At 71.2% G+C, this 24,968-nt stretch carries 28 protein-coding genes and 1 tRNA gene; 9 read left to right on the forward strand and 20 right to left on the reverse strand.

Features of this window, described 5'->3' with window-relative positions; genetic code table 11:
- The 4 genes from HF323_RS11925 (at position 1) to HF323_RS11940 (ending at position 3,797) form a co-directional block, all read left to right on the forward strand.
- A complete protein-coding gene (locus tag HF323_RS11925) occupies positions 1–624 on the forward strand; it encodes a GNAT family N-acetyltransferase (RefSeq protein WP_169582771.1) in 624 nt (207 codons plus the stop codon).
- A gap of 86 nt (positions 625–710) precedes the next feature.
- Positions 711–1,112 carry a hypothetical protein gene (locus HF323_RS11930; protein ID WP_169582772.1) on the forward strand — a complete coding sequence of 134 codons (402 nt, stop codon included), beginning with the start codon at positions 711–713 and terminating at the stop codon, positions 1,110–1,112.
- Positions 1,113–1,304: 192 nt separating this feature from the next.
- A complete protein-coding gene (locus tag HF323_RS11935; RefSeq protein WP_169582773.1) occupies positions 1,305–3,179 on the forward strand; it encodes a glycosyl hydrolase family 28-related protein in 1,875 nt (624 codons plus the stop codon).
- A gap of 135 nt (positions 3,180–3,314) precedes the next feature.
- On the forward strand, positions 3,315–3,797 hold the full coding sequence (locus HF323_RS11940; RefSeq protein ID WP_169582774.1) for a DUF1294 domain-containing protein: 483 nt from the start codon (positions 3,315–3,317) through the stop codon (positions 3,795–3,797).
- Positions 3,798–3,806: 9 nt separating this feature from the next.
- On the opposite strand, the gene HF323_RS11945 is transcribed toward HF323_RS11940, so the two are convergent.
- The 3 genes from HF323_RS11945 to HF323_RS11955 all read right to left on the reverse strand — a co-directional run bounded on the left by HF323_RS11945 (position 3,807) and on the right by HF323_RS11955 (position 5,443).
- Positions 3,807–4,799 (reverse strand): aldo/keto reductase, encoded by a 993-nt coding sequence (locus HF323_RS11945; RefSeq protein ID WP_169582775.1) that lies wholly within the window; start codon positions 4,797–4,799, stop codon positions 3,807–3,809.
- Between the two features lie 42 nt (positions 4,800–4,841).
- The gene (locus tag HF323_RS11950; RefSeq protein ID WP_223169321.1) at positions 4,842–5,291 is read right to left on the reverse strand and encodes a DUF2809 domain-containing protein; all 450 of its coding nucleotides are present in this window, start codon (positions 5,289–5,291) and stop codon (positions 4,842–4,844) included.
- Positions 5,292–5,366: 75 nt separating this feature from the next.
- Positions 5,367–5,443 (reverse strand) — tRNA-Pro (locus HF323_RS11955).
- A gap of 110 nt (positions 5,444–5,553) precedes the next feature.
- On the opposite strand from HF323_RS11955, the gene HF323_RS11960 reads away from it, so the two are divergent.
- The 3 genes from HF323_RS11960 (at position 5,554) to HF323_RS11970 (ending at position 7,291) form a co-directional block, all read left to right on the forward strand.
- Positions 5,554–6,141, forward strand: a complete 588-nt coding sequence (locus HF323_RS11960) for a GNAT family N-acetyltransferase (protein WP_169582776.1) — start codon at positions 5,554–5,556, stop codon at positions 6,139–6,141.
- An 89-nt stretch (positions 6,142–6,230) separates the two neighbouring features.
- The gene (locus HF323_RS11965) at positions 6,231–6,923 is read left to right on the forward strand and encodes a lysoplasmalogenase family protein (protein WP_169582777.1); all 693 of its coding nucleotides are present in this window, start codon (positions 6,231–6,233) and stop codon (positions 6,921–6,923) included.
- Positions 6,920–7,291: a S4 domain-containing protein gene (locus HF323_RS11970; protein WP_169582778.1), complete on the forward strand. Its 372-nt coding sequence runs from the start codon at positions 6,920–6,922 to the stop codon at positions 7,289–7,291. Before HF323_RS11965 ends, HF323_RS11970 begins: the two co-directional genes overlap by 4 nt.
- Here HF323_RS11970 and HF323_RS11975 read toward each other — a convergent pair.
- Positions 7,288–8,184 (reverse strand): NUDIX domain-containing protein, encoded by an 897-nt coding sequence (locus tag HF323_RS11975; protein ID WP_169582779.1) that lies wholly within the window; start codon positions 8,182–8,184, stop codon positions 7,288–7,290. The genes HF323_RS11970 and HF323_RS11975 overlap by 4 nt on opposite strands.
- Before the next feature lie 136 nt (positions 8,185–8,320).
- Here HF323_RS11975 and HF323_RS11980 point away from each other — a divergent pair, with 136 nt between their 5' ends.
- Complete coding sequence (locus HF323_RS11980; protein WP_169582780.1) at positions 8,321–8,737, forward strand: GNAT family N-acetyltransferase; 417 nt, start codon at positions 8,321–8,323, stop codon at positions 8,735–8,737.
- Positions 8,738–8,740: 3 nt separating this feature from the next.
- Here the strand turns inward: HF323_RS11980 and der are convergent, their stop codons facing one another.
- From der to HF323_RS12060, 16 genes are read right to left on the reverse strand one after another with little or no spacing between them, the layout of a single operon-like run.
- Positions 8,741–10,294: a ribosome biogenesis GTPase Der gene (der, locus tag HF323_RS11985; RefSeq protein ID WP_169582781.1), complete on the reverse strand. Its 1,554-nt coding sequence runs from the start codon at positions 10,292–10,294 to the stop codon at positions 8,741–8,743.
- Positions 10,284–10,979: a (d)CMP kinase gene (cmk, locus tag HF323_RS11990; protein WP_169582782.1), complete on the reverse strand. Its 696-nt coding sequence runs from the start codon at positions 10,977–10,979 to the stop codon at positions 10,284–10,286. The genes der and cmk overlap by 11 nt, the downstream gene beginning before the upstream one ends.
- The gene (locus tag HF323_RS11995; RefSeq protein ID WP_169582783.1) at positions 10,972–12,096 is read right to left on the reverse strand and encodes a prephenate dehydrogenase; all 1,125 of its coding nucleotides are present in this window, start codon (positions 12,094–12,096) and stop codon (positions 10,972–10,974) included. Before HF323_RS11995 ends, cmk begins: the two co-directional genes overlap by 8 nt.
- Positions 12,093–12,908 (reverse strand): pseudouridine synthase, encoded by an 816-nt coding sequence (locus HF323_RS12000; RefSeq protein WP_169582784.1) that lies wholly within the window; start codon positions 12,906–12,908, stop codon positions 12,093–12,095. The genes HF323_RS11995 and HF323_RS12000 overlap by 4 nt, the downstream gene beginning before the upstream one ends.
- Positions 12,905–13,549 (reverse strand): SMC-Scp complex subunit ScpB, encoded by a 645-nt coding sequence (gene scpB / locus HF323_RS12005; protein WP_211160456.1) that lies wholly within the window; start codon positions 13,547–13,549, stop codon positions 12,905–12,907. The genes HF323_RS12000 and scpB overlap by 4 nt, the downstream gene beginning before the upstream one ends.
- Positions 13,539–14,366: a ScpA family protein gene (locus tag HF323_RS12010; RefSeq protein WP_317451063.1), complete on the reverse strand. Its 828-nt coding sequence runs from the start codon at positions 14,364–14,366 to the stop codon at positions 13,539–13,541. Before HF323_RS12010 ends, scpB begins: the two co-directional genes overlap by 11 nt.
- Positions 14,350–15,255, reverse strand: a complete 906-nt coding sequence (locus HF323_RS12015; protein WP_211160457.1) for a ParA family protein — start codon at positions 15,253–15,255, stop codon at positions 14,350–14,352. The genes HF323_RS12010 and HF323_RS12015 overlap by 17 nt, the downstream gene beginning before the upstream one ends.
- A gap of 47 nt (positions 15,256–15,302) precedes the next feature.
- Positions 15,303–16,247 (reverse strand): site-specific tyrosine recombinase XerD, encoded by a 945-nt coding sequence (xerD, locus tag HF323_RS12020; protein WP_169582786.1) that lies wholly within the window; start codon positions 16,245–16,247, stop codon positions 15,303–15,305.
- Position 16,248: 1 nt separating this feature from the next.
- Positions 16,249–16,830, reverse strand: a complete 582-nt coding sequence (locus HF323_RS12025; protein ID WP_169582787.1) for an NUDIX hydrolase — start codon at positions 16,828–16,830, stop codon at positions 16,249–16,251.
- On the reverse strand, positions 16,823–18,520 hold the full coding sequence (locus tag HF323_RS12030; protein ID WP_169582862.1) for a CTP synthase: 1,698 nt from the start codon (positions 18,518–18,520) through the stop codon (positions 16,823–16,825). The genes HF323_RS12025 and HF323_RS12030 overlap by 8 nt, the downstream gene beginning before the upstream one ends.
- A gap of 59 nt (positions 18,521–18,579) precedes the next feature.
- Complete coding sequence (recN, locus tag HF323_RS12035; RefSeq protein ID WP_169582863.1) at positions 18,580–20,271, reverse strand: DNA repair protein RecN; 1,692 nt, start codon at positions 20,269–20,271, stop codon at positions 18,580–18,582.
- Positions 20,268–21,212 (reverse strand): NAD kinase, encoded by a 945-nt coding sequence (locus tag HF323_RS12040; RefSeq protein ID WP_169582788.1) that lies wholly within the window; start codon positions 21,210–21,212, stop codon positions 20,268–20,270. The genes recN and HF323_RS12040 overlap by 4 nt, the downstream gene beginning before the upstream one ends.
- Complete coding sequence (locus HF323_RS12045; protein WP_169582789.1) at positions 21,209–22,009, reverse strand: TlyA family RNA methyltransferase; 801 nt, start codon at positions 22,007–22,009, stop codon at positions 21,209–21,211. The genes HF323_RS12040 and HF323_RS12045 overlap by 4 nt, the downstream gene beginning before the upstream one ends.
- A complete protein-coding gene (locus HF323_RS12050) occupies positions 22,006–22,182 on the reverse strand; it encodes a hypothetical protein (protein WP_169582790.1) in 177 nt (58 codons plus the stop codon). Before HF323_RS12050 ends, HF323_RS12045 begins: the two co-directional genes overlap by 4 nt.
- 24 nt (positions 22,183–22,206) lie before the next feature.
- Entirely contained in the window at positions 22,207–23,244 is a 1,038-nt protein-coding gene (locus tag HF323_RS12055; protein WP_169582791.1) for an HAD-IIA family hydrolase, read from the reverse strand.
- Positions 23,244–24,176 (reverse strand): hypothetical protein, encoded by a 933-nt coding sequence (locus HF323_RS12060; RefSeq protein WP_317451064.1) that lies wholly within the window; start codon positions 24,174–24,176, stop codon positions 23,244–23,246. Before HF323_RS12060 ends, HF323_RS12055 begins: the two co-directional genes overlap by 1 nt.
- Before the next feature lie 24 nt (positions 24,177–24,200).
- Here HF323_RS12060 and HF323_RS12065 point away from each other — a divergent pair, with 24 nt between their 5' ends.
- On the forward strand, positions 24,201–24,824 hold the full coding sequence (locus HF323_RS12065; protein ID WP_169582793.1) for a hypothetical protein: 624 nt from the start codon (positions 24,201–24,203) through the stop codon (positions 24,822–24,824).
- The last annotated feature ends 144 nt before the right edge of the window (positions 24,825–24,968 follow it).

Here is a 24,968-nt window from a genome sequence, read left to right on the forward strand (position 1 = left end):
ATGGACGCCGCTGTCACGCCCGATCTGCGGATCGTGCCCGCCAACGAGGCGACGTGGGACGACCTGCAAGCGGTCCTCACCGGCGCCGCGGGGCGCTGCCAATGCCAGCGTCAGCGCCTCGGCGACCACGACTGGTGGCACATGCCGACTTCCGAACGCGGCGCGATCCTGCGCGAAGAGACCCACTGCGACGACCCGCGCGCCACCGAGACCATCGGCATCGTCGCCTACGACGGCGAAGCGCCGGTCGCCTGGTGCGCCGTCGACCGACGAGGCATGTTCGGCCGCCTCCGCGGCTCCCCCGTTCCGTGGACCGGACGTGACGAAGACCCCGACGACGACACGGTGTGGGCGATCGCGTGCATGATCGTCCGCAAAGGCCACCGACAGCGCGGAATCACCTATCCCCTCGTCGCCGCCGCCGTCGAGCACGCTCACGCGCGCGGAGCCGCCGCCATCGAGGGCTACCCGCTCCTCGCCGGCACCGGGAAAGTGATCTGGGACGAGATGAACGTCGGCCCCCTCGGCCCTTTCATCGCCGCGGGATTCCGCGAGATCACGCATCCCACCAAACGCCGCCTCGTCATGCGCATCGACTTCGACGACTTCACCCGAACCGGGTGACGCCCCGCGCCCGTACCGGCAGAACGATGTACTCGCCGGGTCGCAACCTCGCAGCGACCTCCTCGTTCTGAAAGGACGTACACACCATGTCGAACACGCAGCGCACGGGCTGGGCGGGTTGGGCCGCCTTCGCCGGAATCGTCATGATCATCGCCGGAGCGTGGGATGCGCTCAACGGCCTCAACGCCCTCCTCCTTCCCGTCGAGAAGTGGGGATGGTCGGGCGAAGCAGGCACCGTCTTCCTCGACGTCGTCGCATGGGGCTGGTGGCACATCATCATCGGGCTCGCGCTGGTGCTCGTGGGCATCTTCGTGCTCCGCGGCGCGACTTGGGCACGCACGATCGCCGTGATCCTCGTCGCCCTCAACGCCATCACTCAGCTGTCGTGGCTCGGCGTTCAGCCGTGGTGGTCGCTCATCATGATCGCCCTCGACGTCATCGTCATCTACGCGCTGACCGTCCACGGCCGGGAGCTGCAGCGCAGCTGACCAGCACCACCTGAAGGGCGCCGTACCAAGCCAGGGGTACGGCGCCCTTCGCTTTGCGCGTGAACCCACGCGGCCTCAGAAGCCCTCTTTGCGTTCAAGTCTTGAAACCGCTCCCAGAACTTGGTTACAGTCCTGTAAGCAATGCGGCAGACCTGCCGCGCGACAACCCCTCGAAGAAGAGAGGACTTTCGCATGACAACCCCCACCCACCGGACGCGTCTCGCCGCCGTCGTCACCGGTGCCGCCCTGATCGCCACGGCCCTCGTGGCGTCCCCGGCTTCGGCCGCACCACCGCGCACCGTGGATCCGTTCGACCCGGACTTCGGGCCGAACGTCACGATCTACCGCCCCGACACCCCCCAGGCGCAGATCGAGTCCGACCTCCAGGCGCTGCACGCGCAGCAGGTCGACGCCGAGATGGGCACAACCCGCAAGGCGGTCTACTTCCTGCCCGGTCAGTACGGATCCGCGAACGACCCGCTGCAGATCAACGTCGGCTATTACACCGACGTCGCCGGGCTCGGCGCCTCCCCCGAGGACGTCTCCATCAACGGCGGCATCGAGGTCTACAACCGCTGCGTCGCCGACGGCGGAACGTCCAACTGCATCGCGCTCGTCAATTTCTGGCGCACCATCTCGAACCTGTCCCTCGACATCAACAAGCTCGGCCAGGACGGCTGCCGCGCCAGCGCGAACTTCTGGGCGGTGTCGCAGGCCGTATCGATGCGACGCGTCGACATGTCCGGTGCCAACCTCTCGCTCATGGACTACTGCACCGCCGGACCTCAGTTCGCCAGCGGCGGCTTCATCGCCGACTCCCGGCTGCCGTTCACGATCAACGGCTCGCAGCAGCAGTGGCTCATCCGCAACAGCGAGGTCGCCGGCTGGTCCAACGGCGTGTGGAACCAGGTGTTCTCGGGCGTCGTCGGCGCCCCGAGCGACGACGCGTTCCCGAACCCGCCGTACACGACCATCGACAATACCCCGCTCAGCCGCGAGAAGCCGTACCTGTACGTCGACGACGAGGGCCGCTACAACGTCCGCGTGCCGGCCGTGCAGCGCGACTCGCGCGGTGTGTCGTGGGCGGACGGTGAGACGGCGGGGCGCAGCATCCCCATCACCGACTTCTTCATCGCCACTCCCGCCGACTCGGTGAAGGACATCAACAACGCCCTCGCGCGCGGCCAGCACCTGATCCTCACCCCGGGCGTGTACGACATCGACCGCACGATCGAGGTCAAGCGGGCCGACACCGTCGTCCTCGGGCTCGGCCACGCGACGCTCACGGCCGTGGGCGGTGCGGTTCCGATGGAGGTGAAGGATGCCGCGGGCATCGTCGTCGCGGGCGTCACCATCGACGCCGGCGCCGACCTGTCCCCGGTGCTGCTGCGCGTCGGCAAGGCCGACGGCGGCAAGCCGCTCGACGCCGACAACCCGATCACGCTCAGTGACGTGTACTTCCGCGTGGGCGGCCCGCACATCGGCAAGACCACGACCGCGCTCGAGGTCAACGCCGACAACGTGCTCATCGACCACACGTGGGTGTGGCGGGGCGACCACGGCGTCGAGGGCTTCACGAACGGCGTGAACGGCGACACCGACCGGTGGAACACCAACACCGGAACCAACGGCGTCATCGTCAACGGCGACGACGTCACCGCGACGGGCCTGTTCGTCGAGCACTTCCAGCGCTACAACACGCTCTGGAACGGCGAGGGCGGCCGCGTCATCCTCTACCAGAACGAGCTGCCCTACGACCCGCCGACCCAGGACGACTGGGTGCAGCCCGACGGCACGCTCGGCTGGCCCGGGTACGTCGTGGCCGATCACGTCACCACGCACGACCTCTCGGGCGCCGGCGTGTACGTGTTCAACCAGAACAATCCGTCCATCGTCACCGAGAACGGCTTCTCGGTGCCCGAGACCCCGGGGGTGCGCTTGCACCACATCATGACGGTCAACCTGAGCGCCGGCACGATCAACCACGTCGTGAACGGCATCGGAGGCACGGCCGACACCACCAAGATCGGCGTGCCGCAGTACATCGTCGACTACCCGACGCCCTAGCGGGTTCCGGATGCCTCGGCCCGCCCGCCGGGTCGAGGCATCCGTCCCCGCCACCCGGGTCACGGCATCCGTCTCCCGGCACCCCGGAGCGAGGCATCCCCCGCGCTCGACCCGCCGCGCCCTAGGATCGACCGCATGTCCCTCGCCTCCGACCCGTGGCGCACCGACCGCGGGACGCTCGAACGCCCGCGCGACCTCTCACGGCCGCTTCCCGCTGCCCTGAGCTGGGGGGTGCTCATCGCGTTCGCCGCGGCGTTCGCGCTGGCGTTCGTCACGCTCGGCCTGCCCCTGTGGCTGCCCGCACTCTACGCCCTGCTCAGCCTGCTGGCGTTCGCCGCGTACGGGCTCGACAAGTCCGCGGCGCGGCGCAACGGCCCGCGCGTGTCGGAGCAGACGCTCCTCACCCTCGGGATCCTCGGCGGCTGGCCCGGAGCCCTCGTCGCGCAGCAGGCGTTCCGCCACAAGACGCGCAAGCGCTCGTTCCGTCGCGCGTTCTGGCGGACCGTCGTGCTGAACCTGCTGCTGCTCGCCGCGTTCCTCACCATCGCGACGCTGCGTGGCTGGGACCTCTCGCCCACCTGGCTCACCGACGTGCTGCCGTGGGCCGGAAGCGCCTGACGCCCCGGATCACCAGAGCGGGTGGATGGCCTCTCGCAGGCGCCGGTCGTAGACGTCCCGCACGACCCTGTCGAACGCATCGACGTCGAAGTCGCCGGCCAGCAGTTCTCCCGCCGCAGCGTTCGACTCCGCCTGCTCGACGTTGCGCGCGCCCGGGATCACCGACGTCACACCCGGCTGCGAAGCGATCCATGCGAGGGTCGCGGCCGGCAGGCTGACGCCCTCCGGGACAGCCGCCGCGAGCTCAGCCGCGGCATCCAGCCCCACCTGGTAATCGACGCCCGAGAACGTCTCCCCGCGGTCGAAGGCCTCGCCGTGGCGGTTGTAGCTGCGATGGTCGTTCTCGGCGAACGTCGTCGACGCGGTGTACGTGCCCGAGAGCAGCCCCGACGCCAGCGGAACCCGCGCGAAGATCGCGACGTTCGCCGTCTTCGCCGCCGGCAGAACCTCGTCGAGAGGCTTGAGGCGGAACGGGTTGAAGATGATCTGCACGTTGGTCACGTTCGGCCGCGAGATCGCGGCGAGCGCCTGCGCCGTCGTTTCGACGGACACGCCGTATGCGGCGATCGTGCCGTCGGCGACCAGCGCGTCGAGCGCATCGTAGGTCGCGTCGGCTTCGATCACGGCAGACGGCGGGCAGTGCAGCTGCACGAGGTCGAGCGTCTCGACGCCGAGGTTGGCACGCGACCGGTCGGTCCACGCGCGGAAGTTCTCGGGCGTGTAGTTCTCCGGCTCCTGGGCGAGGCGGCGCCCCATCTTGGTGGCGACGGTGATGCCGTGCGCCGCCCGGCCGGCGAGGAACCGGCCGATGATCGTCTCGCTGCGCCCGTCGCCGTAGACGTCGGCGGTGTCGAACAGGGTGACGCCCTCGTCGGCGGATGCCTCGAGCACCGCCATCGCGTCGGCTTCGCTCACGGCGCCCCAGTCGGCGCCGAGCTGCCACGTTCCGAGACCGATCGCCGACACCGAACGGCCGGTGCGGCCGAGAATGCGCTGCTCCATGGAAGTCCTTTCCTCACCCCGGTCCAGCATGCCACGGGCAGGTCAGGGCGGGGCCGGGAGCGACGGATCCCGTCGTCGCTGGCCGCGCATCACCCGGACCCGTTCGGTCGCCCAGGTCGCGATCACGTCGCCCGAGGCGCAGAGCACCACCGTGACGGCGTAGATCAGCAGATCGCGCGTGTCGAACACCGTTCCGAGCAGCAGCGAGGCCGGCGGGAAGACCGCTCCCACCTGCAAGGGGATGTTCGTGAGCTGGAAGAGCTCGACGGCGATGCACCAGCCCGCCGCGATCCCGGCGACCGCCAGCTGCCCGAGCGAGGGCGCGACGAGCACGACCGCGAGGTACGCCGCCACGGCGTACAGCGCGTCGCCCGTGATGTCGGTCGCCGTCGTGTCGGGGAGCAGCGCGCTCACCGCGACGCCCGCGGCGACGACGACAGCGAGCCCGGCGCCCGCGACCAGGCGCCGCGGGCGGTGCGAGGCGGTACCCATGCGCTCCAGTCTGCCCGAGGCGCCGGGCATCCCCGAAACGAGAAAGGGCCGGCCCTCAGGCCGACCCTCTCGATGTGGTCGGGATGACAGGATTTGAACCTGCGACCCCTTGACCCCCAGTCAAGTGCGCTACCAAGCTGCGCCACATCCCGATGCCCGAGCCGGAGCGCGGACAACTCCCCCATCCTACCCGCTCGCCGGAGCGCTCGCGAACGCGGCGCCCACCCTCGCCCGTGTCGCACCCGCCGGGTAGCGTCGCGGCATGGCGCAAATCACCATCGAAGCGGCCACCCCGGATCGGTTCACCGATGCTCAGCACACGTGGGACAACGGCGGCGACGGCCGCAGCTGTCAGTGCCAGTGGTGGACCATCACCAACGCCGAGTGGCAGACGACCACGCGAGAGGATCGCGAACGCCTGTTCCGCGACGAGGTCGAGGCAGGTCCGCCGCCCGGGCTCATCGCGTACGTCGACGGCGAGCCGGCCGGATGGGTGCGCGTCGGTCCGCGAACCCGCCAGCCTCGGCTCGCACGCACCCGCAACTTCGCGGCGCACTCCCCCGAACCGTGGGACGACGCCTCCGTGTGGGCGGTGAGCTGCTTCGTCGTGCGCAAGGAGCACCGCGGGCAGGGGCTCAACGACCGGCTCCTCGCGGCAGCGATCGATTTCGCCCGCGACGGTGGCGCTCGCGTGATCGAGGCTTATCCGCTCGATCCGGCGGAAGGGGGCAAGAAGTCCTCGAGCGACCTCTTCCACGGTGTGGTGTCGACGTTCGCGAACGCCGGCTTCCGCGAGGTGGCCCGCCCCAGACCCGACTTGGCCATCGTCGCCCTCGAGCTCACGGGATGACGATTTCCCCATTCGACGACACACCCTCCCGCAATGGCGCCGGCCGTGGCACGATGGACACTCGATTGTCCGCACGTCCGAGGGGGAGCATGTCGCGGCTCTGGATCGCTTTCATCCCGTTCGCCTTCGCGACGGTCGTCCACGTGTGGATGCTCGCGATCGAGGCGCACGATGCTGCCGACCCGACCAAGCTCATGCTCATGCCGTTCCTCGCCCTCGCCGTCGTGTGGGGCGGGCACCGAGAGTGGACGACCGCCCACACCCTCCTCGTCACGGCGATCGCGCTCTCGTGGATCGGCGACGGAGCGGGCCCCCTCTTCCCGGGCGTCGATACGGTCCCGCTCATGATCCTCTTCTTCGCGCTCGCGCACCTGTGCTACATCTGGCTCTTCTGGCGGATGCTCCCCGTCCGCCGGCTCCCGCTGTGGACCGCCGTGTACGTCGTGTGGTTCGCGACGCTCCTGACCGTGCTCTGGGCCGACCTGGGAGCGTTCCTCATTCCCGTCGCGATCTACGGCCTCCTGCTCGGCGCGACCGCCGCCGGCGCCGCCCGCTGCCATCCCCTCATCGCGTGGGGCGGCGCGTTCTTCCTGTTCGCAGACTCGATTCTCGCGTTCGAGCTGTTCCGCCCCGAGGCGCTGCCGGCCTGGTCGAGCCCGATCGTCATGGCCGCCTACTGCCTCGGGCAGGGCCTCATGGCCGCGGGCGTCCTCGTCACCGTCCGCGAACGCGGCGTCGCCGAGCGCGAGCCGAAGGCGGTCGCCGAGAAGGCTCTCGCGTGACGGATGCCTCGGCCCGCGTCGACTCGTGGCTCTGGGCGGTCCGGGTCTACAAGACCCGCTCCGCGGCGACCACAGCCTGCCGGGCAGGTCATGTGCGCGTCAACGGCGAACGCGCCAAGGCCGCCCAGCCGGTGAAGCCCGGCGACGAGCTGCGCGTGCGCATCTCGGGCTTCGACCGCATCCTCGTCGTCAAGCAGCCGATCACCAAGCGCGTGGGCGCCGCCGTCGCCGCCGAGGCCGTCGAGGACCGCACGCCTCCCCCGCCGCCGCGCGAGCTCACGGCCTTCGTGCCCGTCCGCGACCGCGGTGCCGGGCGCCCGACCAAGCGCGAGCGCCGCGACATCGACCGTCTGCGCGGGCGCGACTAGCCCAGGTCGAGCAGCCACCGGGCACCGCGGACGACGGCACCGGCATCCGTCACCCGTTCGCGCAGCGCGCGGTCGCTCGTCACCACCGTGACCAGCGCGCCGGTCGACACGAGGCGCTCCGTCTCCGCGACGATCGCGTCGTCACCGGATGCCTCGGCCCGAACCACGTCGATGCCCGAGACGTCGCCCGCCGCGCGCGCCTGACCCTCGAGCACGACGCTCCACCGCGGGAACCAGGTGTCCTCGGGCAGATCGAGCACAGGCGCCGGAATCCCCCGCTGCACGAGCGCCGAGACCCGCGACAGCAGCCCGCGGGCGGCTCCGGACCGGTCCCGCCACCATCCGTCCGGCACCGAGCCGACGACATTCGCGGCATCGACGACCACCGCAGGTCGCACGTCGACGAGCGCCCGCAGCCGGTCCCATGACGCCTCGAATCCGGGGTGGAGCGGATGCCTCGCCACCTCTTCGACCGGAACCCACGCGAGCTCCCGGCTCTCGGGATCGCTGATCGTCGGCTCGAAGGGCACGGTCACGTCACCGACGAGCGTCGTGTAGCTCCAGTAGCCGAGGTCGAGCACCGACAGCACGTGCGGGCGGATCGAGGCATCCGGAACCCCCGCTTCCTCCGCCGCCTCCCGCAGGGCGGCATCGCACGCGGACTCGCCCTCGTGCCGGGCGCCGCCCGGCAGCGCCCACGTGTCACCGAAATGACTCCACGACACGCGATGCTGCAGCAGCACCCCGCGCTCGGGATCGACCGCGAGAAGCCCCGCCGCACCGTACCGGCCCCAGTAGCGCTCCCCGGTGGGTGCGACCACCCACGCATCGCCCGAATCGCGCGGCCCGAACGGGCGGCGCGGCTCACCGGGGACGGGAGGCTCGATCGTCACCCTGCCAGCCTGTCACACGGCCGACCGCAGACGGACGGCGCCTGCCCATGCGTGACGGCACGTGTCGCACCCCACGAGGCCACGAACGCCCGATCGGCCTGCTCGGCGGCGGCCGCCCGACCCCCAGAATGACGGGATGGATTACGAACTCGACGACGACCCGTCGCGCATCCAGTTCGACATCGTGTGGGAGTGGCTCTCCCGAGAGGCCTACTGGGGCCGCTGGCGCTCCCGCGACGACGTGCGGGCGCAGGTGGACCGCTCGTGGCGCGTGGTCGGCGCCTACCGCACCGACACCGGCGAGCAGGTCGGCTTCGCCCGCGCCCTCTCCGACGGCATCGGCTTCGCCTACCTCGCCGACGTCTTCGTGCTCGACGGCCATCGCGGACACGGCCTGGGCAAGCGCCTCATGAAGCTGATGATCGACGACGGTCCGGGCGCCGACATGCGGTGGGTGCTCTTCACCGCCGACGCCCACGGACTCTACGAGGGCTTCGGGTTCGCCAAGCCCGACGAGACGGCCATGGTGCGACCGGCACGCCAGGGGACGTGAGCGTCAGCGCTGGCGACGCTCCCGAACGCGCATGTTGATCACGATCGGCGACCCCTCGAAGCCGTACAGCTCGCGCAGGCGTCGCTGGATGAAGCGGCGGTAGCCCGCGTCGAGGAATCCGGTCGTGAACAGCACGAAGGTCGGCGGGCGCGTCGACGCCTGCGTGCCGAACAGGATGCGGGGCTGCTTGCCGCCGCGCACCGGGTGCGGGTGCTCGTTGACAAGCTCGGTGAGGAACGCGTTGAACTTCCCGGTGGGGATGCGCTGATCCCACGACTCGAGCGCGGTCTCGAGCGCCGGTACGAGCTTGTCGAGGTGGCGGCCGGTGCGCGCTGAGATGTTCACGCGCGGCGCCCACGCCACATGCGCGAGGTCCTGCTCGATCTCGCGCTCGAGGTAGCGCCGGCGGTCGATGTCCTCCATGTCGTCGTCGTTCAGGCGGTCCCACTTGTTGAACGCCAGCACGAGTGCACGGCCCGACTCGAGCACGAGGTCGATGATGCGGACGTCCTGCTCGCTGAGGGTCTCGCTCACGTCGAGGACGACGACGGCGACCTCGGCCTTCTCGAGTGCCGCCGAGGTGCGCAGCGACGCGTAGAAGTCCGCGCCCTGCTGCAGGTGCACGCGACGGCGGATTCCCGCGGTGTCGACGAAGCGCCACATCTTGCCGCCGATCTCGACGATCTCGTCGACCGGGTCACGCGTGGTGCCGGCGAGCTCGTTGACGACGACGCGCTCCTCGCCGGCCGCCTTGTTCAGCAGCGACGACTTGCCGACGTTCGGCCGCCCCAGGATCGCCACGCGGCGGGGGCCGCCGATCTCGTGCTTGGCCACGGCCGACACGTCCGGCATCACCTTGACGACCGCGTCGAGGAGGTCGGCGACGCCGCGACCGTGGATCGCCGAGACCGGGTGCGGCTCGCCGAGACCGAGATTCCACAGCGCGGCGGCCTCGGGCTCCTGGCGCGCGTCGTCGATCTTGTTCGCGACGAGGAACACCGGCTTGCCGCTCTTGCGCAGCAGGCGCACGACGTGCTCGTCGGTCGAGGTCGCGCCGACCATCGCGTCGACGACGAACAGCACGACATCCGACAGATCGATCGCGACCTCGGCCTGCAGCGCGACGGAACGGTCGATGCCCTTCGCGTCGGGCTCCCACCCGCCGGTGTCCACCAGCGAGAAGCGGCGCTCCATCCACTCCGCCTTGTACGTCACGCGGTCGCGCGTGACGCCGGGGGTGTCTTCGACGACCGCTTCGCGGCGACCGAGGATGCGGTTGACGAGCGCCGACTTGCCGACGTTCGGGCGGCCCACGATCGCGACGACCGGAAGGGCCGGCAGGTACTCGATGCCGTCCTCGCCGCGCACGAGACCCTCGAGCAGCGCGGCGTCCTCCTCGTCGAGGTCGTAGTCCTCGAGACCCTGGCGGAGCGCGGCGGCCCGCTGCTCGGCGAGTTCGTCGTCGACGGCGGCGAGGTTCTCGGCGAGGTGGTCCTCGCCTCCCTCGTACTCCTCGGCGTCGTGGCTGTCAGCTGCCTCACGGTTGTCAGCGGCCATTGTGCGCTCCCGTCTGTGCAGGCACGTTCGTGCGGATCACGCCGATCACGGCGTCCACGGTCTGATCGAAATCGAGGTGGGTGGAGTCGACGACCTCGACTCCGGGTGCGGCCGTGAGGAAGTCGACGACGGCCGAGTCCGACGCGTCGCGCTTGTGCAGCGCGGCGGCGACGGCCGAGGCATCCTCCCCCGCCAGTTCGGCGCTGCGACGCGCGGCACGCACCTCCGGCGCCGCGGTGAGCAGGATCCGCACGGGCGCGTCGGGTGCGACCACGGTCGTGATGTCGCGCCCCTCGACGACGACGCCGGGGCGGTCGGATGCCGCGACCAGCGCCCGGAACAGGGCATTGACCGCCTGGCGCACCGCCGGCACGCGCGCGACGCCGCTCACCGCCTCGGAGACCCGCGGCTCGCGGATCGCGTCGGTGACATCGGCCGCGCCGACGCGCACCCAGTACGCGTCGGGATCGAGCGAGATCGCGTAGTCGAAGTCACCCATCACCTCGAGCACCGAGGTCGCATCGGACGTGTCGATCCCCCGCTCGAGGGCGTGCCACGCCAGGGCGCGGTAGGCGGCGCCCGTGTCGAGGAAGCCGTAGCCCAGGCGTCGGGCTACCTGCTTGGAGACGCTCGACTTGCCGCTGCCGGCGGGACCGTCGATCGCGACGATGAACGGTTCAGTCATTGGTGGTGCTCGCAATCTTCCAGCCGCGGGACTCGAGGCCCTCCACGGCGCGCCTGACCGCGCTGGGCACGACGCTGATCTCGGCAAGGCCGAACTGGGCGCCGGGCGAGTGCTCCAGGCGCAGGTCTTCCACGTTCACGTCGAGCTCGCCGAGCTCGCCGAACAGGCGCCCGAGCTGGCCGGGGGTGTCGTCGACCATGACGACGACCTGCTCGAATCGGCGGTTCTGGCCGTGCTTGCCGGGCAGGCGCTCGACACCCTCGTTGCCCCTCCGGATGGTGTCGGCGACCGCACGGCGCGCTCCCGGCGCGTCGGGGGTCCGCAGCGCGTCGGCGACCGTCGCGAGGTCTGCCGCCAGCGCATCGAGCACGTCCACGACGGGTGTCGCGTTCGCCCCCAGGATCTGCACCCACAGCTCGGGGGCGGAGGCGGCGATGCGCGTGGTGTCGCGCACGCCCTGACCCGCGAGGCCCAGCGAGCCGTCCGGCGCCTCGACGAAGCGGCCGGCGAGGAGGCTCGCCACCAGCTGCGGCACGTGCGAGACGAGCGCGACGGCGCGATCGTGCTCTTCGGGACCCATCTCGACCGGCATCGCGCCGACGTCGAGGGCGAGGCCCTCGACGACCGCGAGGTCGGCGGCGGGCGTCTCATCGTCACGGCAGACGACCCAGGGGCGGCCGACGAAGATGTCGGCGCGCGCCGCGATCGCTCCCCCGCGCTCGCGCCCCGCGAGCGGGTGCGAGCCGATGTAGTGCGTGAGGTCGACGCCCCGCTCGCGCAGGATGCGGAGGGGCTCGAGCTTGACGCTCGCGACGTCGGTGACGACCGCCCGCGGATAGCGCGCGAGCTCCCGCTCGATCACGGCGGCGGTGACGTCGGGCGGAACCGCCACGACGATGAGGCCCGGATCGTCGGCCTCGGCGGCGGCGCGCCCGGCACCGTAGTCGATCGCGAGGCGCAGCTGCGCGGGTGAGGTGTCGTCGAGCACGACGTCGACCCCGAGCGCCGTGAGCGCATGGCCGATGCTCGCACCGAGCAGACCCGCGCCGACGATGCGCACCGTCCCCTGCACGCGCGGTGCGCGCGCACGGGAAGACGTCAGCGTGGACTCGGTCACTCGTTCTCCTGGTCGCTCCGCGGGTCGGAGCCGTCGCGGGGCTCGGGCGCATCGCCCGCCGCGCGACGCGCGAGAGTCAGCAGAGCGCCCCGCTCCACTTTAGTCAACTCGCGTGCGCGCCCGGCTGGCAGCGTTCCCAGGTGGAGCGGGCCGAACTGCCGGCGCACGAGTTCGACGACCGGATGCCCCACCTCGGCCATCATGCGCCGCACGATGCGATTGCGTCCCGAGTGCAGCGTGAGCTCGACGAGCGAGCCGCCGCCCTCCGCCGACGCCGACAGCAGCCGCGCCTTGTCGGCGGCGATCCGGCCGTCCTCGAGTTCCACGCCGCGCAGGAGCCGCTGGATTGTCTGCGCGGTCACACGGCCCTCGACCTTTGCGATGTAGACCTTCGTCACCCCGAACGAGGGATGGGCGAGCACGTGCGCGAGCTCGCCGTCGTTCGTGAGCACGAGCAGGCCGCTGGTCTCGGCATCCAGCCGGCCGACGTTGTACAGCCGCTCGGGCCAGTCCTTCGTGTAGCGGCGCAGGTCGGGGCGCCCGCGCTCGTCCTTCATCGAGCTCACGACGCCCGTCGGCTTGTTGAGCATGACGTACCGCTTGGACTGGTCCAGCTGCACGGCGGTGCCGTCGACGTCGACGAGATCCTTCTCCGGGTCGATGCGCGAGCCCAGCTCGGTGACGACGGTGCCGTTCACGCGCACGCGGCCCTCGACGATGAGCTGCTCGGCGACCCGGCGCGACGCGACGCCGGCATTCGCGAGCACCTTCTGCAGGCGCACGCGCTCGGGGCTGGCGAAAGGATCGGTCATCGGCGTACTCCTTCGTCGAATCCGTCGGTTCCGGCCACCTCGTCGGCGCCGTCGAGCAGCGGCGAGATGTGCGGCAGCTCGTCGAGCGAGTTGATGCCCAGGTTCACCAGCAGAGCATCGGTCGTTCCATAGTTGATCGCGCCGGTCTCGGCATCCGTGAACAGCTCGGTGATGAGCCCGCGCGACAGCAGCGTGCGCACGACCGAGTCGACGTTGACGGCGCGGATCGAGGCCACCTGGCTGCGGCTGACCGGCTGCTTGTACGCGATGACCGCGAGCGTCTCGAGCGCCGCCTGGGAGAGCCGCGACGGCGCCTGGGCGTTGACGAACTCGCTGACCAGATCGTCGTGCTCCTCGCGCACGTACAGGCGCCAGCCGCCGCCGACCTCGCGCAGCTCGAACCCGCGCACCGGTCCGCCCGTCTCGCCGTCGTAGTCGGCGACCAGCCCCTCGATCGCCTGCCGGACGGCGGGGACCGGAGAGCCGACCGCGGCCGCGAGGCTCACCAGGCTCTGCGGCTCCTCGACGATCAGCAGGATCGCCTCGAGCCGGCGCGCCACGTCGGCCGTCGTGGCCGGCGGCGCTCCCGCCGGATCCTGATCCTCCGGAGTGAGGTCAGCCGGAGTGAGGTCATCGGTCATAGTCGGCTCCCAGGGTGGCGAGGTTCTCGTCGGACCAGCGCTGCGCGCTCCACCGCAGCGTCAGTTCGCCGAGCGGCTCGAGCTGTTCGAACGAAAGCGCGGCATGGCGGTAGAGCTCGAGCACCGACAGGAAGCGCGCGACGACCACGCCCGGCTGGGTCACGCCGGCGACGAGCTCGCGGAAGCTGAGGCTTCCGGCATCTCGGAGCAGGGTCACCACGACAGCCGCCTGCTCGCGGATGCTCACGAGCGGGGCGTGCAGGTGGTCCAGGCCCACGTGCGGGATCTCCTTGGGCGTCATCGCCAGCAGCGCGAGCGCCGCGAAGTCGTCGACGCTCAGCGTCCATACGAGCTCGGGAGCCGCCTTGCGATACTTCTCGTCGAGCCGCACCGAGCGCGCGTGCCGGCGGTCCTCGCGCCGCAGGCAGCGCTCGAACCACACCGAGACCTCCTTGAACGCGCGGTACTGCAGCAGCCGCGCGAACAGCAGGTCGCGAGCCTCCAGCAGCGCGACCGATTCGGCGTCGACGAGCTCGCCCTGCGGAAGCAGTCCCGCGACCTTCATGTCGAGCAGGGTGGCGGCGACGACGAGGAACTCGGACGCCTCTTCCAGCTCCTCGTCGGGACCGAGCTCTCGCAGGTACGCGATGAACTCGTTCGTCACGAGCGACAGCGACACCTCGGTGATGTCGAGCTCGTGCTTCGACACGAGCGAGAGCAGCAGGTCGAACGGCCCGTCGAAGTTCCCGAGCGAGACGCGGAAGCCCTCGTCGGGCTGCGGTGCGGCGAGGGCGTCCTCGTCAGGCGACGGCGCCACGGGCGACCAGCTCCCGCGCCAGCCGCAGGTAGGCCTGGGCGGCGGCGTGCTCGGGCGCGAACTCGGTGATCGGCATGCCCGACACCGAGGCATCCGGGAACTTCACGGTGCGGCCGATGACCGTCTCGAGCACGTCGTCGCCGAACGCGTCGACGACCCGCTCGAGGACTTCTCGCGAGTGCAGCGTGCGCGCGTCGTACATCGTCGCCAGGACGCCGTCGAGGGTGATCGTGGGGTTGAGCCGGTCGCGCACCTTGTCGATCGTCTCGATGAGCATGGCCACGCCGCGGAGCGCGAAGAACTCGCACTCCAGCGGGATGATCACGCCGTGGCTCGCGGTCAGCGCGTTGACGGTCAGGAGTCCCAGGCTGGGCTGGCAGTCGATCAGGATGACGTCGTACTCGGGCGCGAGCTTGATGAGCGCGCGAGAGAGCGTCTGCTCCCGGGCGACCTCGTTGACCAGGTGCACCTCGGCGGCGGAGAGATCGATGTTCGCGGGGATCACGTCGAGGTTCTCGACGCGGGTGGGCACGACGACCTCACGCGGATCGCGCTTGCCGTCGACGAGCAGGTCGTAGATCGTCGGGATCTCGTGGGTCGCGATCCCCAGGCCCGCCGACAGCGCCCCCTGCGGGTCGAAGTCGACAGCCAGCACGCGACGGCCGTAGCTGGCGAGCGAGGCGGCGAGGTTGATGGTGGTCGTCGTCTTGCCGACGCCGCCCTTCTGGTTGCACAGCGAGATGATGCGCGCCGGGCCGTGGCCGTCCAGCTTCGGCGGGGTCGGGAAGCCCTGGTACGGACGCCCAGTGGGACCGATCGGGGTGTCCCGCTCTGAGGCCGTCGTCGCGCCTCGCTTGCTGCCCGCCACAGACTCTCCTGACTTTCCCATGTCGTGCACCGATTCTAGTCACGGCGAGCCCGCAGGCCCGGATGCGCTCACCGGGCGCGCGGGTGGGAAGTGACATAGACGTCCCGGAGGGCGTCCACCGAGACGTACGTGTAGATCTGCGTCGTGGCGATAGAGGCGTGCCCGAGGAGCTCCTGCACCACCCGCACATCGGCACCCCCCTGCAGCAGGTGGGTCGCGAACGAGTGCCGCAGAGTGTGCGGCGACACGTGCGCGGTGAGCTGCGCCCGCTCGGCGGCATCGTGGATCACGAGCCAGGCGCTCTGCCGCGACAGCGGCGCCCCCCGGGCCCCCAGGAACAGCTTGGGAGTCGACCGCCCGCGAAGCGACAGCTCGGGCCGCGCCCGCGTGAGATACGCGTCGACGGCGGCGCGGGCATACGACCCGACGGGGATGATCCGCTCCTTCGATCCTTTGCCGCGCACCCGCACGACGTCGCCGTGGGCGAGGTCGTCGACGTCGAGCTGAACGACCTCCGACACGCGCGCCCCTGTGGCGTACAGCAGCTCGAGCAGAGCGCGGTCGCGCAGGCCGATGATGTCGCCGGGTGCGGCCCCGCCCGAGGCCTCCCCCGCCATCGCCGGCGCAGGACCGGCGGCTTCCAGCAGCGCCTCGACCTGGTCGATCGTGAGCGCCTTCGGCAGGCGTTGCGGCTGCTTCGGCGGACGCAGGCGCGCGGACGGGTCGACCTGCTCGATGCCCTCTCGGGCCAGGAACCGGTGCAGTCCGCGCACCGACGACTGCAGGCGTGCGAGCGAGGATGCAGCCACCGGTGGCTGCGCCGACGCGCGCTCGGCGGCGAACTGCGCCACCACCTCGGGCGTCACGTCTGCGGAGTCGTCGATGTCGTGCTCGCCCAGCCAGGCCGCGTATCCCGCGAGGTCGCGGCGGTAGGCGGCGACGGTGTTCTCGGAGAGGCCGCGCTCGATCGAGATGTGCCGCAGGTACGAGTCCACCGCCCGGTCGAGCCGCATGTCAGCCCTCGGACACCCGCATCTTCTCGGCCGCCGCCAGCACGCCGACGGCGAGGATCCCGTTGCGCAGCCGTCCGGCCAGCACCCCGGCGACCGCGTCGCTCAGCGGAACCCACTCCACGCGGATGTCCGCCTCCTCGGCCTCGCGCGCGTGCGCTTCGCCGAGCGGCGTGAGGCCGCGGGCGAGGAACAGGTGCACGACCTCGTCGTTGCCGCCGGGCGTGGTGAAGATGCTCACGAGCGGCTCCCACGACGACGCGGCGAGGTCGGCCTCCTCGGCCAGCTCGCGCTTCGCCGTCTCGAGCGGGCTCTCGCCCACCACGTCGAGGAGTCCGGCGGGCACCTCCCAGTCGCGGTGGCGGATCGGATGGCGGTACTGCTGGATCAGCAGCACGCGGCCGTCATCGTCGATCGCCACGATCGCCGCCGCACCGGGGTGGTCGACGTACTGACGCACGATGTCCTCGCCGTTGTAGACGAAGGTGTCGCTGCGGACGTCCCACACGCGCCCCGAGTACACCAGGTCGCTGTCCGCCACCTCGAGGTCGACGGGCTCGTCGGCGAGGCCCTGCGGCTCAGTCATTCTCGACGTCGAACAGCTCGCTGGAGCGGTGGCGCTCGAGCGCCGCCCCGACCAGACCGCGGAACAGCGGGTTCGCGTCGGTCGGGCGCGAGCGCAGCTCGGGGTGGGCCTGCGTGGCGATGTAGTACGGGTGCACGTCGCGCGGCAGCTCGACGTACTCGACGAGGTCGAGGTCGGGGTTGATCCCCGAGAACACCAGGCCCGCCTCGGCGATCTGGTCGCGGTAGCGGTTGTTCACCTCGTAGCGGTGGCGGTGGCGCTCTGACGCGGTCGTCGAACCGTAGACCTCGGCGGCGATCGAGCCTTCGGCGAGCGAGGCCGGGTACAGCCCGAGCCGCATAGTGCCGCCCATGTCGCCGCTCTCGAGGATGTCGACCTGCTCCTCCATGGTCGCGATGACCGGATGCTCCGTGTCGGGGTCGAACTCGCTGGACGACGCGTCCTCGATCCCGGCCACGTGGCGGGCGTACTCGATCACGATGCACTGCAGCCCGAGGCAGATGCCGAGTGTCGGGATGCCCTGCTCTCGCGCGAACTTCAGTGCGCCGATCTTCCCCTCGATGCCGCGGATGCCGAACCCGCCGGGGATCACGATGCCGTCGAGCGGCGCGAGCGCCTTGGCCGCACCCTCGGGCGTCTCGCACTCGTCGGAGGGGATCCAGCGGATGTTGACGTGCGTCTCCTGCGCGAACCCGCCCGCCTTGAGCGCCTCGGTGACCGACAGGTACGCATCGGGGAGGTCGATGTACTTGCCGACGAGACCGATCGTGACCTCGTGCTTGGGGTTGTGCACGGCCTGCAGCACGCGCTCCCAGCGGCTCCAGTCGACGTCGGCGGCCTTGCCCAGGCCCAGGGCGCGCACGATGTACTCGTCGAGACCCTGCTCGTTGAGCATCGACGGGATGTCGTAGATGCTCGGCACGTCGACCGCGTTCACGACGGCGCCCTCGTCGACGTCGCACATGAGCGCGATCTTGCGCTTGTTCGACTCGGTCACGGGACGGTCGCTGCGCAGCACGAGCGCATCGGGCTGGATGCCGATGCTGCGCAGCGCCGCGACGGAGTGCTGGGTCGGCTTGGTCTTCTGCTCGCCCGACGCGCCCATGAACGGCACGAGCGACACGTGCACGAAGAACACGTTGTTGCGGCCGAGCTCGTGACGGATCTGGCGTGCCGATTCGATGAACGGCTGCGACTCGATGTCGCCGACGGTGCCGCCGATCTCGGTGATGATGACGTCGGGACGGGGCTCCTCGGTCGCCTGCAGGCGCATGCGGCGCTTGATCTCGTCGGTGATGTGCGGGATCACCTGCACCGTGTCGCCGAGGTACTCGCCGCGGCGCTCGCGCGCGATCACCTGCGAGTAGATCTGCCCGGTCGTGACGTTGGCCGCCTGGCTGAGCTCGATGTCGAGGAAGCGCTCGTAGTGCCCGATGTCGAGATCGGTCTCGGCGCCGTCGTCGGTGACGAAGACCTCGCCGTGCTGGAACGGGTTCATCGTGCCCGGGTCGACGTTGAGGTAGGGATCGAGCTTCTGCATCACGACGTGGAGGCCGCGAGCGGTGAGCAGGTTCCCGAGACTGGCCGCGGTGAGGCCCTTGCCCAACGAGGAAACGACACCCCCGGTCACGAAGATGTGCTTGGTGGTGTCGTTGGAAGGAGCGCCGTGGGCGGAATCCGAAGTCTGCATCACGGGCTTTTATCCTATCTCACGTCGGAGGCTCGAAGCTGGGTGAACGCGCCGCGTGCTCACGCGACCTCGGCTCTCAGGCTCAGCAGCTCGCGGGCGTGGGTGAGCGCCGCGTCCGAATCGGGCATGCCCGACAGCAGCCGGGCCATCTCGGCCTCGCGGTCGGCGCCGTCCAGCCGCCGCACGTCCGACGCCGTCACCGAGCCGTCTCCGGCTTTCACGACCGTCAGGTGGTTCGTGGCGAACGCGGCGACCTGTGCGAGGTGCGTGACCGCGATCACCTGGGACGACTGCGCCAGGCGCGCCAGGCGCCGGCCGACCTCGATCGCCGCGGCCCCGCCGATCCCGGCATCCACCTCATCGAACACGAACGTGGGCACCGGATCGACCGCGGCGATCACCACCTCGATGGCCAGCATCACGCGACTGAGCTCACCCCCGGACGCGCCGCGTGACACCGGGCGCGGGTCCGCCCCCTGGTGGGGCGCGAGCAGGATCGCGACATCGTCCCGTCCCGCCGCCGACTCCGTGCCGGGCGACACCGAGACGGTGAGCGACGCGTCGGGCATCGCGAGCGCCCGCAGCTCGGCCGTCACCGCAGCGCCCAGTCTCTCGGCTGCCGCGGTGCGGGCGGCGGTCAGCGCGTCGGCGGCTTCGTCGAGGGCGGATGCCGCGGCATCCCGCTCCGCCGTCAGGCGCTCGACCCGCTCCCCGTCGTCGTCGAGCTCGGCCAGTCGCGCCGAGCCGGTGTCGAGCAGCTCGATCGCCGCGTCCAGCGTGCCGTGCGCGCGGACGAGGGCCGAGAGCACCGCTCGTCGCTCCTCGACCGCCGCGAGCTCGTGCGGGCCGGACTCGTCGAGGTCGGCGAGGTAGCCCGCGAGCGCGGCCGCCACGTCGGCCGTGCGGTAGCCGAGATCGGCCACCTGCGCCGCGAGGTCCTCGAGCGCCGGGTCGTGCGCGCGCTCGAGCGAGCGCCTCGCCTCGGCGAGGAGCGAGGCTGCGTCGGGCACGTCGCCGTCACCCGACAGCGCGTCGTGGGCCGTCGCGGCGGCGATCCGCAGCTCCTCGGCGTTGGCGAGCCGCTCGGCGCGCACGGCGAGCTCCTCGTCCTCTCCCGGCTGCGGCGCGGCCTGCTCGACCTCGGCCACCTGCGCGCGCAGCTCCTCGGCTTCGCGCGCGCGGGCGTCGCGGTCGGTCGTCAGGGTCGTGAGCTCGCGATCCACCGCACGCCACTGCTCGAAGGCCGCGCGGTAGGTCGCCAGCGCCGCCTGCACCGGTGCGCCGCCGAAGCGGTCCAGCGCGTCGCGCTGAGCCGCTGCGCCGCGCAGCCGGAGCTGATCGGATTGCCCGTGCACCACCACGAGGTCGTCGGCGAGATCGGCGAGCACGCCGGCGGGAGCCGCCCGCCCCCCGACCGAAGCACGGCCGCGCCCCTCGCTCGAGATCGAGCGCCCCACGAACAGCTCGGCGCGGCCGTCGCCCAGCGGCTCGACGTCGCCGCCCGCCTCGCGCACGCGGTCGGCGACCGCCCCCGTCTCGGGCACGATCCACACCCCGTCGACGGTGGCCTGCGATGCCCCCGAGCGCACGGCGCCGGAGTCGGCGCGCTGACCGAGCAGCAGCCCGAGCCCGGTGACGACCATGGTCTTCCCGGCACCCGTCTCGCCGGTGATCGCGGTGAAGCCCGGTCCGATCGGCAGCGTCGCCTCGGCGATGACGCCCAGGTCGCGCAGGCGCATCTCCTCGATCATGACGTCGGCCCGGTGATGGCAGCGGGTCCGCGCCACCCCTCGACGGGCAGACGGAACTTGCGGACGAGACGGTCGGTGAACTGCGCCGGGTGCAGCCGCGCCAGCCGCACCGGACGCTCGGACCGGCGCACCACGACACGAGCGCCGGGCGGGAGGTCGTGCGAGCGGCGACCGTCGCACCACAGGATGCCGACGCCGTTGGTGCGCTCCAGCACCTCGATCGCGACCGCGTGCTCCGGGCCGACGACGAGCGGCTTGGCGAACAGCGCATGGGCCGACAGCGGCACGACGGAGATCGCCTCCACCGTCGGCCAGATCACCGGCCCGCCCGCGGAGAAGTTGTAGGCCGTCGAGCCGGTCGGCGTGGAGACCACGACGCCGTCGCAGCCGAAGGTCGACAGCGGCCGGCCGTCGATCTCGATGACGACCTCGAGCATCCGCTCCCGACTGGCCTTCTCGACCGTCGCCTCGTTGAGCGCCCACGTCTCGTAGATGACCGAGTCCGAGGCATCCTTCACCCGTACCGACAGTGCGAGCCGGTCCTCCACCCGGTAATCGCGGTCGATGACGCGACGCACCGCGTCGTCCATGTCGTCGCGCTCGATCTCGGCGAGGAAGCCGACGTGACCCATGTTGATGCCGAGGACGGGCGCCGAGGCGTCGCGCACCAGTTCGGCCGCGCGCAGGATCGTCCCGTCGCCGCCGAGCACGATGGCGAGCTCGATGTCGCGCACCGGCACGTCGTCGCCGAGGACGGCGACATCGCGGAACGACGCGCGCACCGCCGAAAGCTCGGCGCGATCGTCGGCAGCCAGCACGGGCCGCGCACCGGCCGCTCGCAGCGCCGCGACCACCCGCTCGGCGGCGGTCACGGTGTCGGGGCGCTGGGCGTGCGCGACGACGAGGATGCTGCGCTCGGCGCCTTCGACAATGTCGGTCATCGGATCCCCGCGAGTCGGTTCACAGTGCTCAACCATTCTGTCGGATTGGTCCCGCGGCCCGGCGCGAGGTGTGCGATGTACTCAGAATTGCCGTGCGTGCCCACGATCGGGGAGGACACGACCCCGCACGTCCCCAGGCCCGCATCCCACGCGGCCCACAGCACGCCCGCCACAGCGTCGGCCCGCAGGCCGGGGCTCGTGACGAGCCCGCCCTTGACCGCGGTGCGGCCGACCTCGAACTGCGGCTTGACCAGCAGCACCAGGTCGGCGTCTGCCGCCGCCACTGCGCGAGCGGCGGGCAGCACGTGCGTCAGGGAGATGAACGACAGATCGCCGGTGATGACCGAAGGTGCGGCATCCACTCCGCTTGCGGCGCGGAGCGAGTCGGACGTCATGTGGCGGACGTTGTAGCCCTCGATCGCGATCACGCCGGGGTCGGCGGAGACGGATGCCGCGAGCTGCCCGTGCCCGACGTCGACGGCGATCACCGGCTCGGCACCCCGCTCCCGCAGCACCTGCGTGAAGCCGCCGGTCGACGCGCCCATGTCGAGGGCGACCCGCCCGCGGACGTCGACGGCGAAGGCATCCAGCCCCGCGATGAGCTTGTGCGCGGCACGGCTGACGTAGTGGTCTGCGCCGGCGACGTCCAGCACCGCATCATCGGCGACCGGGGTCGCGGGTTTCACCACGGGACGACCGTCGACGGTGACGAGCCCCTCGGCGATCAGGGTGGCCGCGTGGGTGCGCGAGCGCGCGAGCCCTCGAGCGGCCAGTGCGGCGTCGAGGCGGGACGTCATGAGGCGGCGGTGTCTCCGGGCGCGGCCTCGAGGCGCCGGGCCAGCGTGTCGTGCAGGGCGTCGTACGCGTCGGCGCGGGTCGCCAGCGGCTGCGCCTCGATCACCTCGAGCGTCGACAGCAGATCGCCGGACTCGTTCTCGCGCGCGGGGACGGGCGCGTCGGGCTGGACCATGCCTTCAGGATACGTGCACCGAGGTCAGGGCCGGTGGAACGGATCGGCGTAGAGGCGCTCGGGCACGCGGAACCCGAAGATCGCGCGCCCGGTCGACCAGATCGCGGCGGCTCCCGCACGGAGCAGATCGATCGGTCGTTCCCCCTCCGAGACGATCCGCACGTCAGGCCCGTCGATCGCGACGGTCGCGCCGCGCACGGTCGCCCTGCCGTCGGCGACCTTCACGTCGGGATACGGCTCGTGCAGCTCCCGAAGGTCGCCGAGGATGAAGGTCGGCTGGGAGCCGGCGGGTGCCGCGAGCACGTGCTTCGGGCGATCGATGCCCGTCAGCACGAGGGCCGAGGGGATGCCCGCACGATTGGCTCCCAGGATGTCGGTGTCGAGCCGGTCGCCGAGGAAGAGCGGATGCCTCGCGCCGAACCGCGCGACCGCCTCTTCGAAGATCGGGACCTCGGGCTTGCCCGCGACCGTCGCGAGGCGGCCGATGGCCGTGTGCACGGCCGACACGAGCGTGCCGTTGCCCGGTGCGACGCCGCGAGCCTGCGGGATCGTCCAGTCCGTGTTGGTGGCGATCCAGGGGATGCCGCCCTCTTCCTCGGGCACCTTGAGCGCGAAGGCTGCCTCGGCGAGCTGCGTCCAGCCCACCTCGGGCGCGAAGCCCTGCACGACCGCGGACGGCGCGTCCTCGGCGGACCGCGTGACGATGAAACCGGCCTTGTTCACTTCATCGACGAGCCCGTCGCCGCCCACGACCAGGATCGTCGAGCCGGGCGCGATGCGCTGCGACAGCAGGCGCATCGCGGCCTGAGGGCTGGTGACGACCTCGTCGGGCCGCGTGGGGAGACCGAGGTCCGACAGGTGCGCGGCGACCGAGGCATCCGTCCGCGAGGCGTTGTTCGTGATGTACCCGAGAGCACGGCCGTCGCGCGCGCGTGTGAGACTCTCCACGGCGTGCGGAAGGGCTCCCGCCCCCGCGTAGACGACCCCATCGAGGTCGGCGAGCACCGTGTCGACGCCGTCGAGCGGCGTAGCCGGCTGCGACCGGCGGCCGAACAGTGCCATCAGCGAGCGGTGCCTTCGTCGTCGGTGGGAGAGTCGGATGCCTCGTCCACCCCTGCCTCGGTGAGGATCTCGGCCACCTCGTCCTCGATCGACGGCTGCGGCGCCGCGCGGACCTCGTCGCGTTCGTCGGCGCCGGCGTCGGTAGGCTCGTCGGCGTCGTCCTCGTCGGCGTCGACCTCGTCGGCGTCGACCTCGTCGGCGTCGACCTCGTCGGCTTCGACCTCGTCGGCCACACGCTCGTCGTCGGACAAATCGACCTCGTCCTCAGCTTCGTCAACCTCGAGGATCTCGTCGACCACGATCGTCTCCAGGTCGCCGCCACCGGTCGCCGCATCGATCGCTTCGGCGGCGACGACTGCCCGCTCCTGCCAGCGTGCGGCCTCGTCGTGACGACCGAGCTCTTCGAGCACTGTCGCGCGAGCGGCGAAGAGCGCGGGGCTCCACTCGAAGGCACGGTCGGGGTCGAGTTCGGGGATGTCGAGCTCGAGGAGGGCGCGCTCCGCGTCTCCCTGGTCGAGGCGCGCACCCGACATCGCGATGGCCAGGTGGACGCGAACATCCGTGGGAAGTGTCGAGCGGTCGACGCTGCGGCCGACTTCGAGCGCGCGGTCGGGGCGGCCGACGCCCCGCTCGCTGTCGACCATGAGTGCGATCTGATCGTCCTTGCCGGAGATGCGGCGGTAGGTGCGCAGCTCACGAAGAGCCAGCGCGTAATCACCCGTCGCGTACGCCGTGATCGCGAGAGTCTCGCGGACGATGGCGATCCGCCCGGCGCGACGCGAGGCCGAGATGGCGTGACGGTGCGCGAGCTCCGGGTCGTCGTCGATCAGCTCCGAGGCCATCACGAGGTGGCGGGCGACCTGCTCGGCGTTCTCCTTGCTGAGGGTCTTCAACTCGTTGCGGGCCGACGGGTGCAGGTCTGCGGGTGTCACGCTCTCCGGGATCACCGGGTCGTCGTGCCGCGGCCGCACCGGGCGGATCTCCTCGGGACGGGTCGCGCGATCGGGGCGCCCTGCGCCGCCACGCGTCGGCCGGTCGGTGCGCTGATAAGGCTTGCGGTCACCATCGCGGGGCGCGTAGGGACGGTCGCCATCACGCTTGGCGTACGGCTTACGGTCACCATCGCGCGGGGCGTAGGGACGGTCGCCATCACGCTTGGCATACGGCTTACGGTCACCATCGCGGGGCGCGTAGGGACGGTCGCCATCACGCTTGGCGTACGGCTTACGGTCACCATCGCGGGGCGCGTAGGGACGGTCGCCATCACGCTTGGCATACGGCTTACGGTCACCATCGCGGGGCGCGTAGGGACGGTCGCCATCACGCTTGGCATACGGCTTACGGTCACCATCGCGCGGCGCGTACGGCCGCCGGTCGCCGTCACGCTTCACGTATGGGCGATCTCCGTCGCGCTTCGGGTACGGCTTCCGGTCGGCATCCCGCTTCTCGTAGGGCTTCCGGTCGCCGTCGCGCTTCTCGTAGGGCTTCCGGTCGCCGTCGCGCTTCTCGTAGGGCTTCCGGTCGCCGTCGCGCTTCTGATACCCGCCGCGGTCAGCAGCGCTGGCACTTCGGTCGCGTGAGCCGTGGGGTTTGCGTGATTCGGCGTCGCGGACTCGAGGGGGCCGGCCGCCCGTGCGTCCGCCCGCCGTGCGGTCTGCGGCGCCTTCGCGCGGCTCCTGCTCGGCCATGTCTCTCGATCCTTCCGTCGCCTGTTCAGCGTACTG

Origin of the sequence: Microbacterium sp. MF43 (genome assembly GCF_012847295.1) — a bacterium.
Lineage (GTDB): Bacteria > Actinomycetota > Actinomycetes > Actinomycetales > Microbacteriaceae > Microbacterium.

Coding starts and splice junctions, on each gene's coding strand:
- HF323_RS11925 (WP_169582771.1), top strand. CDS start 1: ATGGACGCCGCTGTCACGCCCGATCTGCGGATCGTGCCCGCCAACGAG.
- HF323_RS11930 (WP_169582772.1), top strand. CDS start 711: ATGTCGAACACGCAGCGCACGGGCTGGGCGGGTTGGGCCGCCTTCGCC.
- HF323_RS11935 (WP_169582773.1), top strand. CDS start 1,305: ATGACAACCCCCACCCACCGGACGCGTCTCGCCGCCGTCGTCACCGGT.
- HF323_RS11940 (WP_169582774.1), top strand. CDS start 3,315: ATGTCCCTCGCCTCCGACCCGTGGCGCACCGACCGCGGGACGCTCGAA.
- HF323_RS11945 (WP_169582775.1), bottom strand. CDS start 4,799: ATGGAGCAGCGCATTCTCGGCCGCACCGGCCGTTCGGTGTCGGCGATC.
- HF323_RS11950 (WP_223169321.1), bottom strand. CDS start 5,291: ATGGGTACCGCCTCGCACCGCCCGCGGCGCCTGGTCGCGGGCGCCGGG.
- HF323_RS11960 (WP_169582776.1), top strand. CDS start 5,554: ATGGCGCAAATCACCATCGAAGCGGCCACCCCGGATCGGTTCACCGAT.
- HF323_RS11965 (WP_169582777.1), top strand. CDS start 6,231: ATGTCGCGGCTCTGGATCGCTTTCATCCCGTTCGCCTTCGCGACGGTC.
- HF323_RS11980 (WP_169582780.1), top strand. CDS start 8,321: ATGGATTACGAACTCGACGACGACCCGTCGCGCATCCAGTTCGACATC.
- der (WP_169582781.1), bottom strand. CDS start 10,294: ATGGCCGCTGACAACCGTGAGGCAGCTGACAGCCACGACGCCGAGGAG.
- cmk (WP_169582782.1), bottom strand. CDS start 10,979: ATGACTGAACCGTTCATCGTCGCGATCGACGGTCCCGCCGGCAGCGGC.
- HF323_RS12000 (WP_169582784.1), bottom strand. CDS start 12,908: ATGACCGATCCTTTCGCCAGCCCCGAGCGCGTGCGCCTGCAGAAGGTG.
- scpB (WP_211160456.1), bottom strand. CDS start 13,549: ATGACCGATGACCTCACTCCGGCTGACCTCACTCCGGAGGATCAGGAT.
- HF323_RS12015 (WP_211160457.1), bottom strand. CDS start 15,255: ATGGGAAAGTCAGGAGAGTCTGTGGCGGGCAGCAAGCGAGGCGCGACG.
- xerD (WP_169582786.1), bottom strand. CDS start 16,247: ATGCGGCTCGACCGGGCGGTGGACTCGTACCTGCGGCACATCTCGATC.
- HF323_RS12025 (WP_169582787.1), bottom strand. CDS start 16,830: ATGACTGAGCCGCAGGGCCTCGCCGACGAGCCCGTCGACCTCGAGGTG.
- HF323_RS12030 (WP_169582862.1), bottom strand. CDS start 18,520: ATGCAGACTTCGGATTCCGCCCACGGCGCTCCTTCCAACGACACCACC.
- recN (WP_169582863.1), bottom strand. CDS start 20,271: ATGATCGAGGAGATGCGCCTGCGCGACCTGGGCGTCATCGCCGAGGCG.
- HF323_RS12040 (WP_169582788.1), bottom strand. CDS start 21,212: ATGACCGACATTGTCGAAGGCGCCGAGCGCAGCATCCTCGTCGTCGCG.
- HF323_RS12045 (WP_169582789.1), bottom strand. CDS start 22,009: ATGACGTCCCGCCTCGACGCCGCACTGGCCGCTCGAGGGCTCGCGCGC.
- HF323_RS12050 (WP_169582790.1), bottom strand. CDS start 22,182: ATGGTCCAGCCCGACGCGCCCGTCCCCGCGCGCGAGAACGAGTCCGGC.
- HF323_RS12055 (WP_169582791.1), bottom strand. CDS start 23,244: ATGGCACTGTTCGGCCGCCGGTCGCAGCCGGCTACGCCGCTCGACGGC.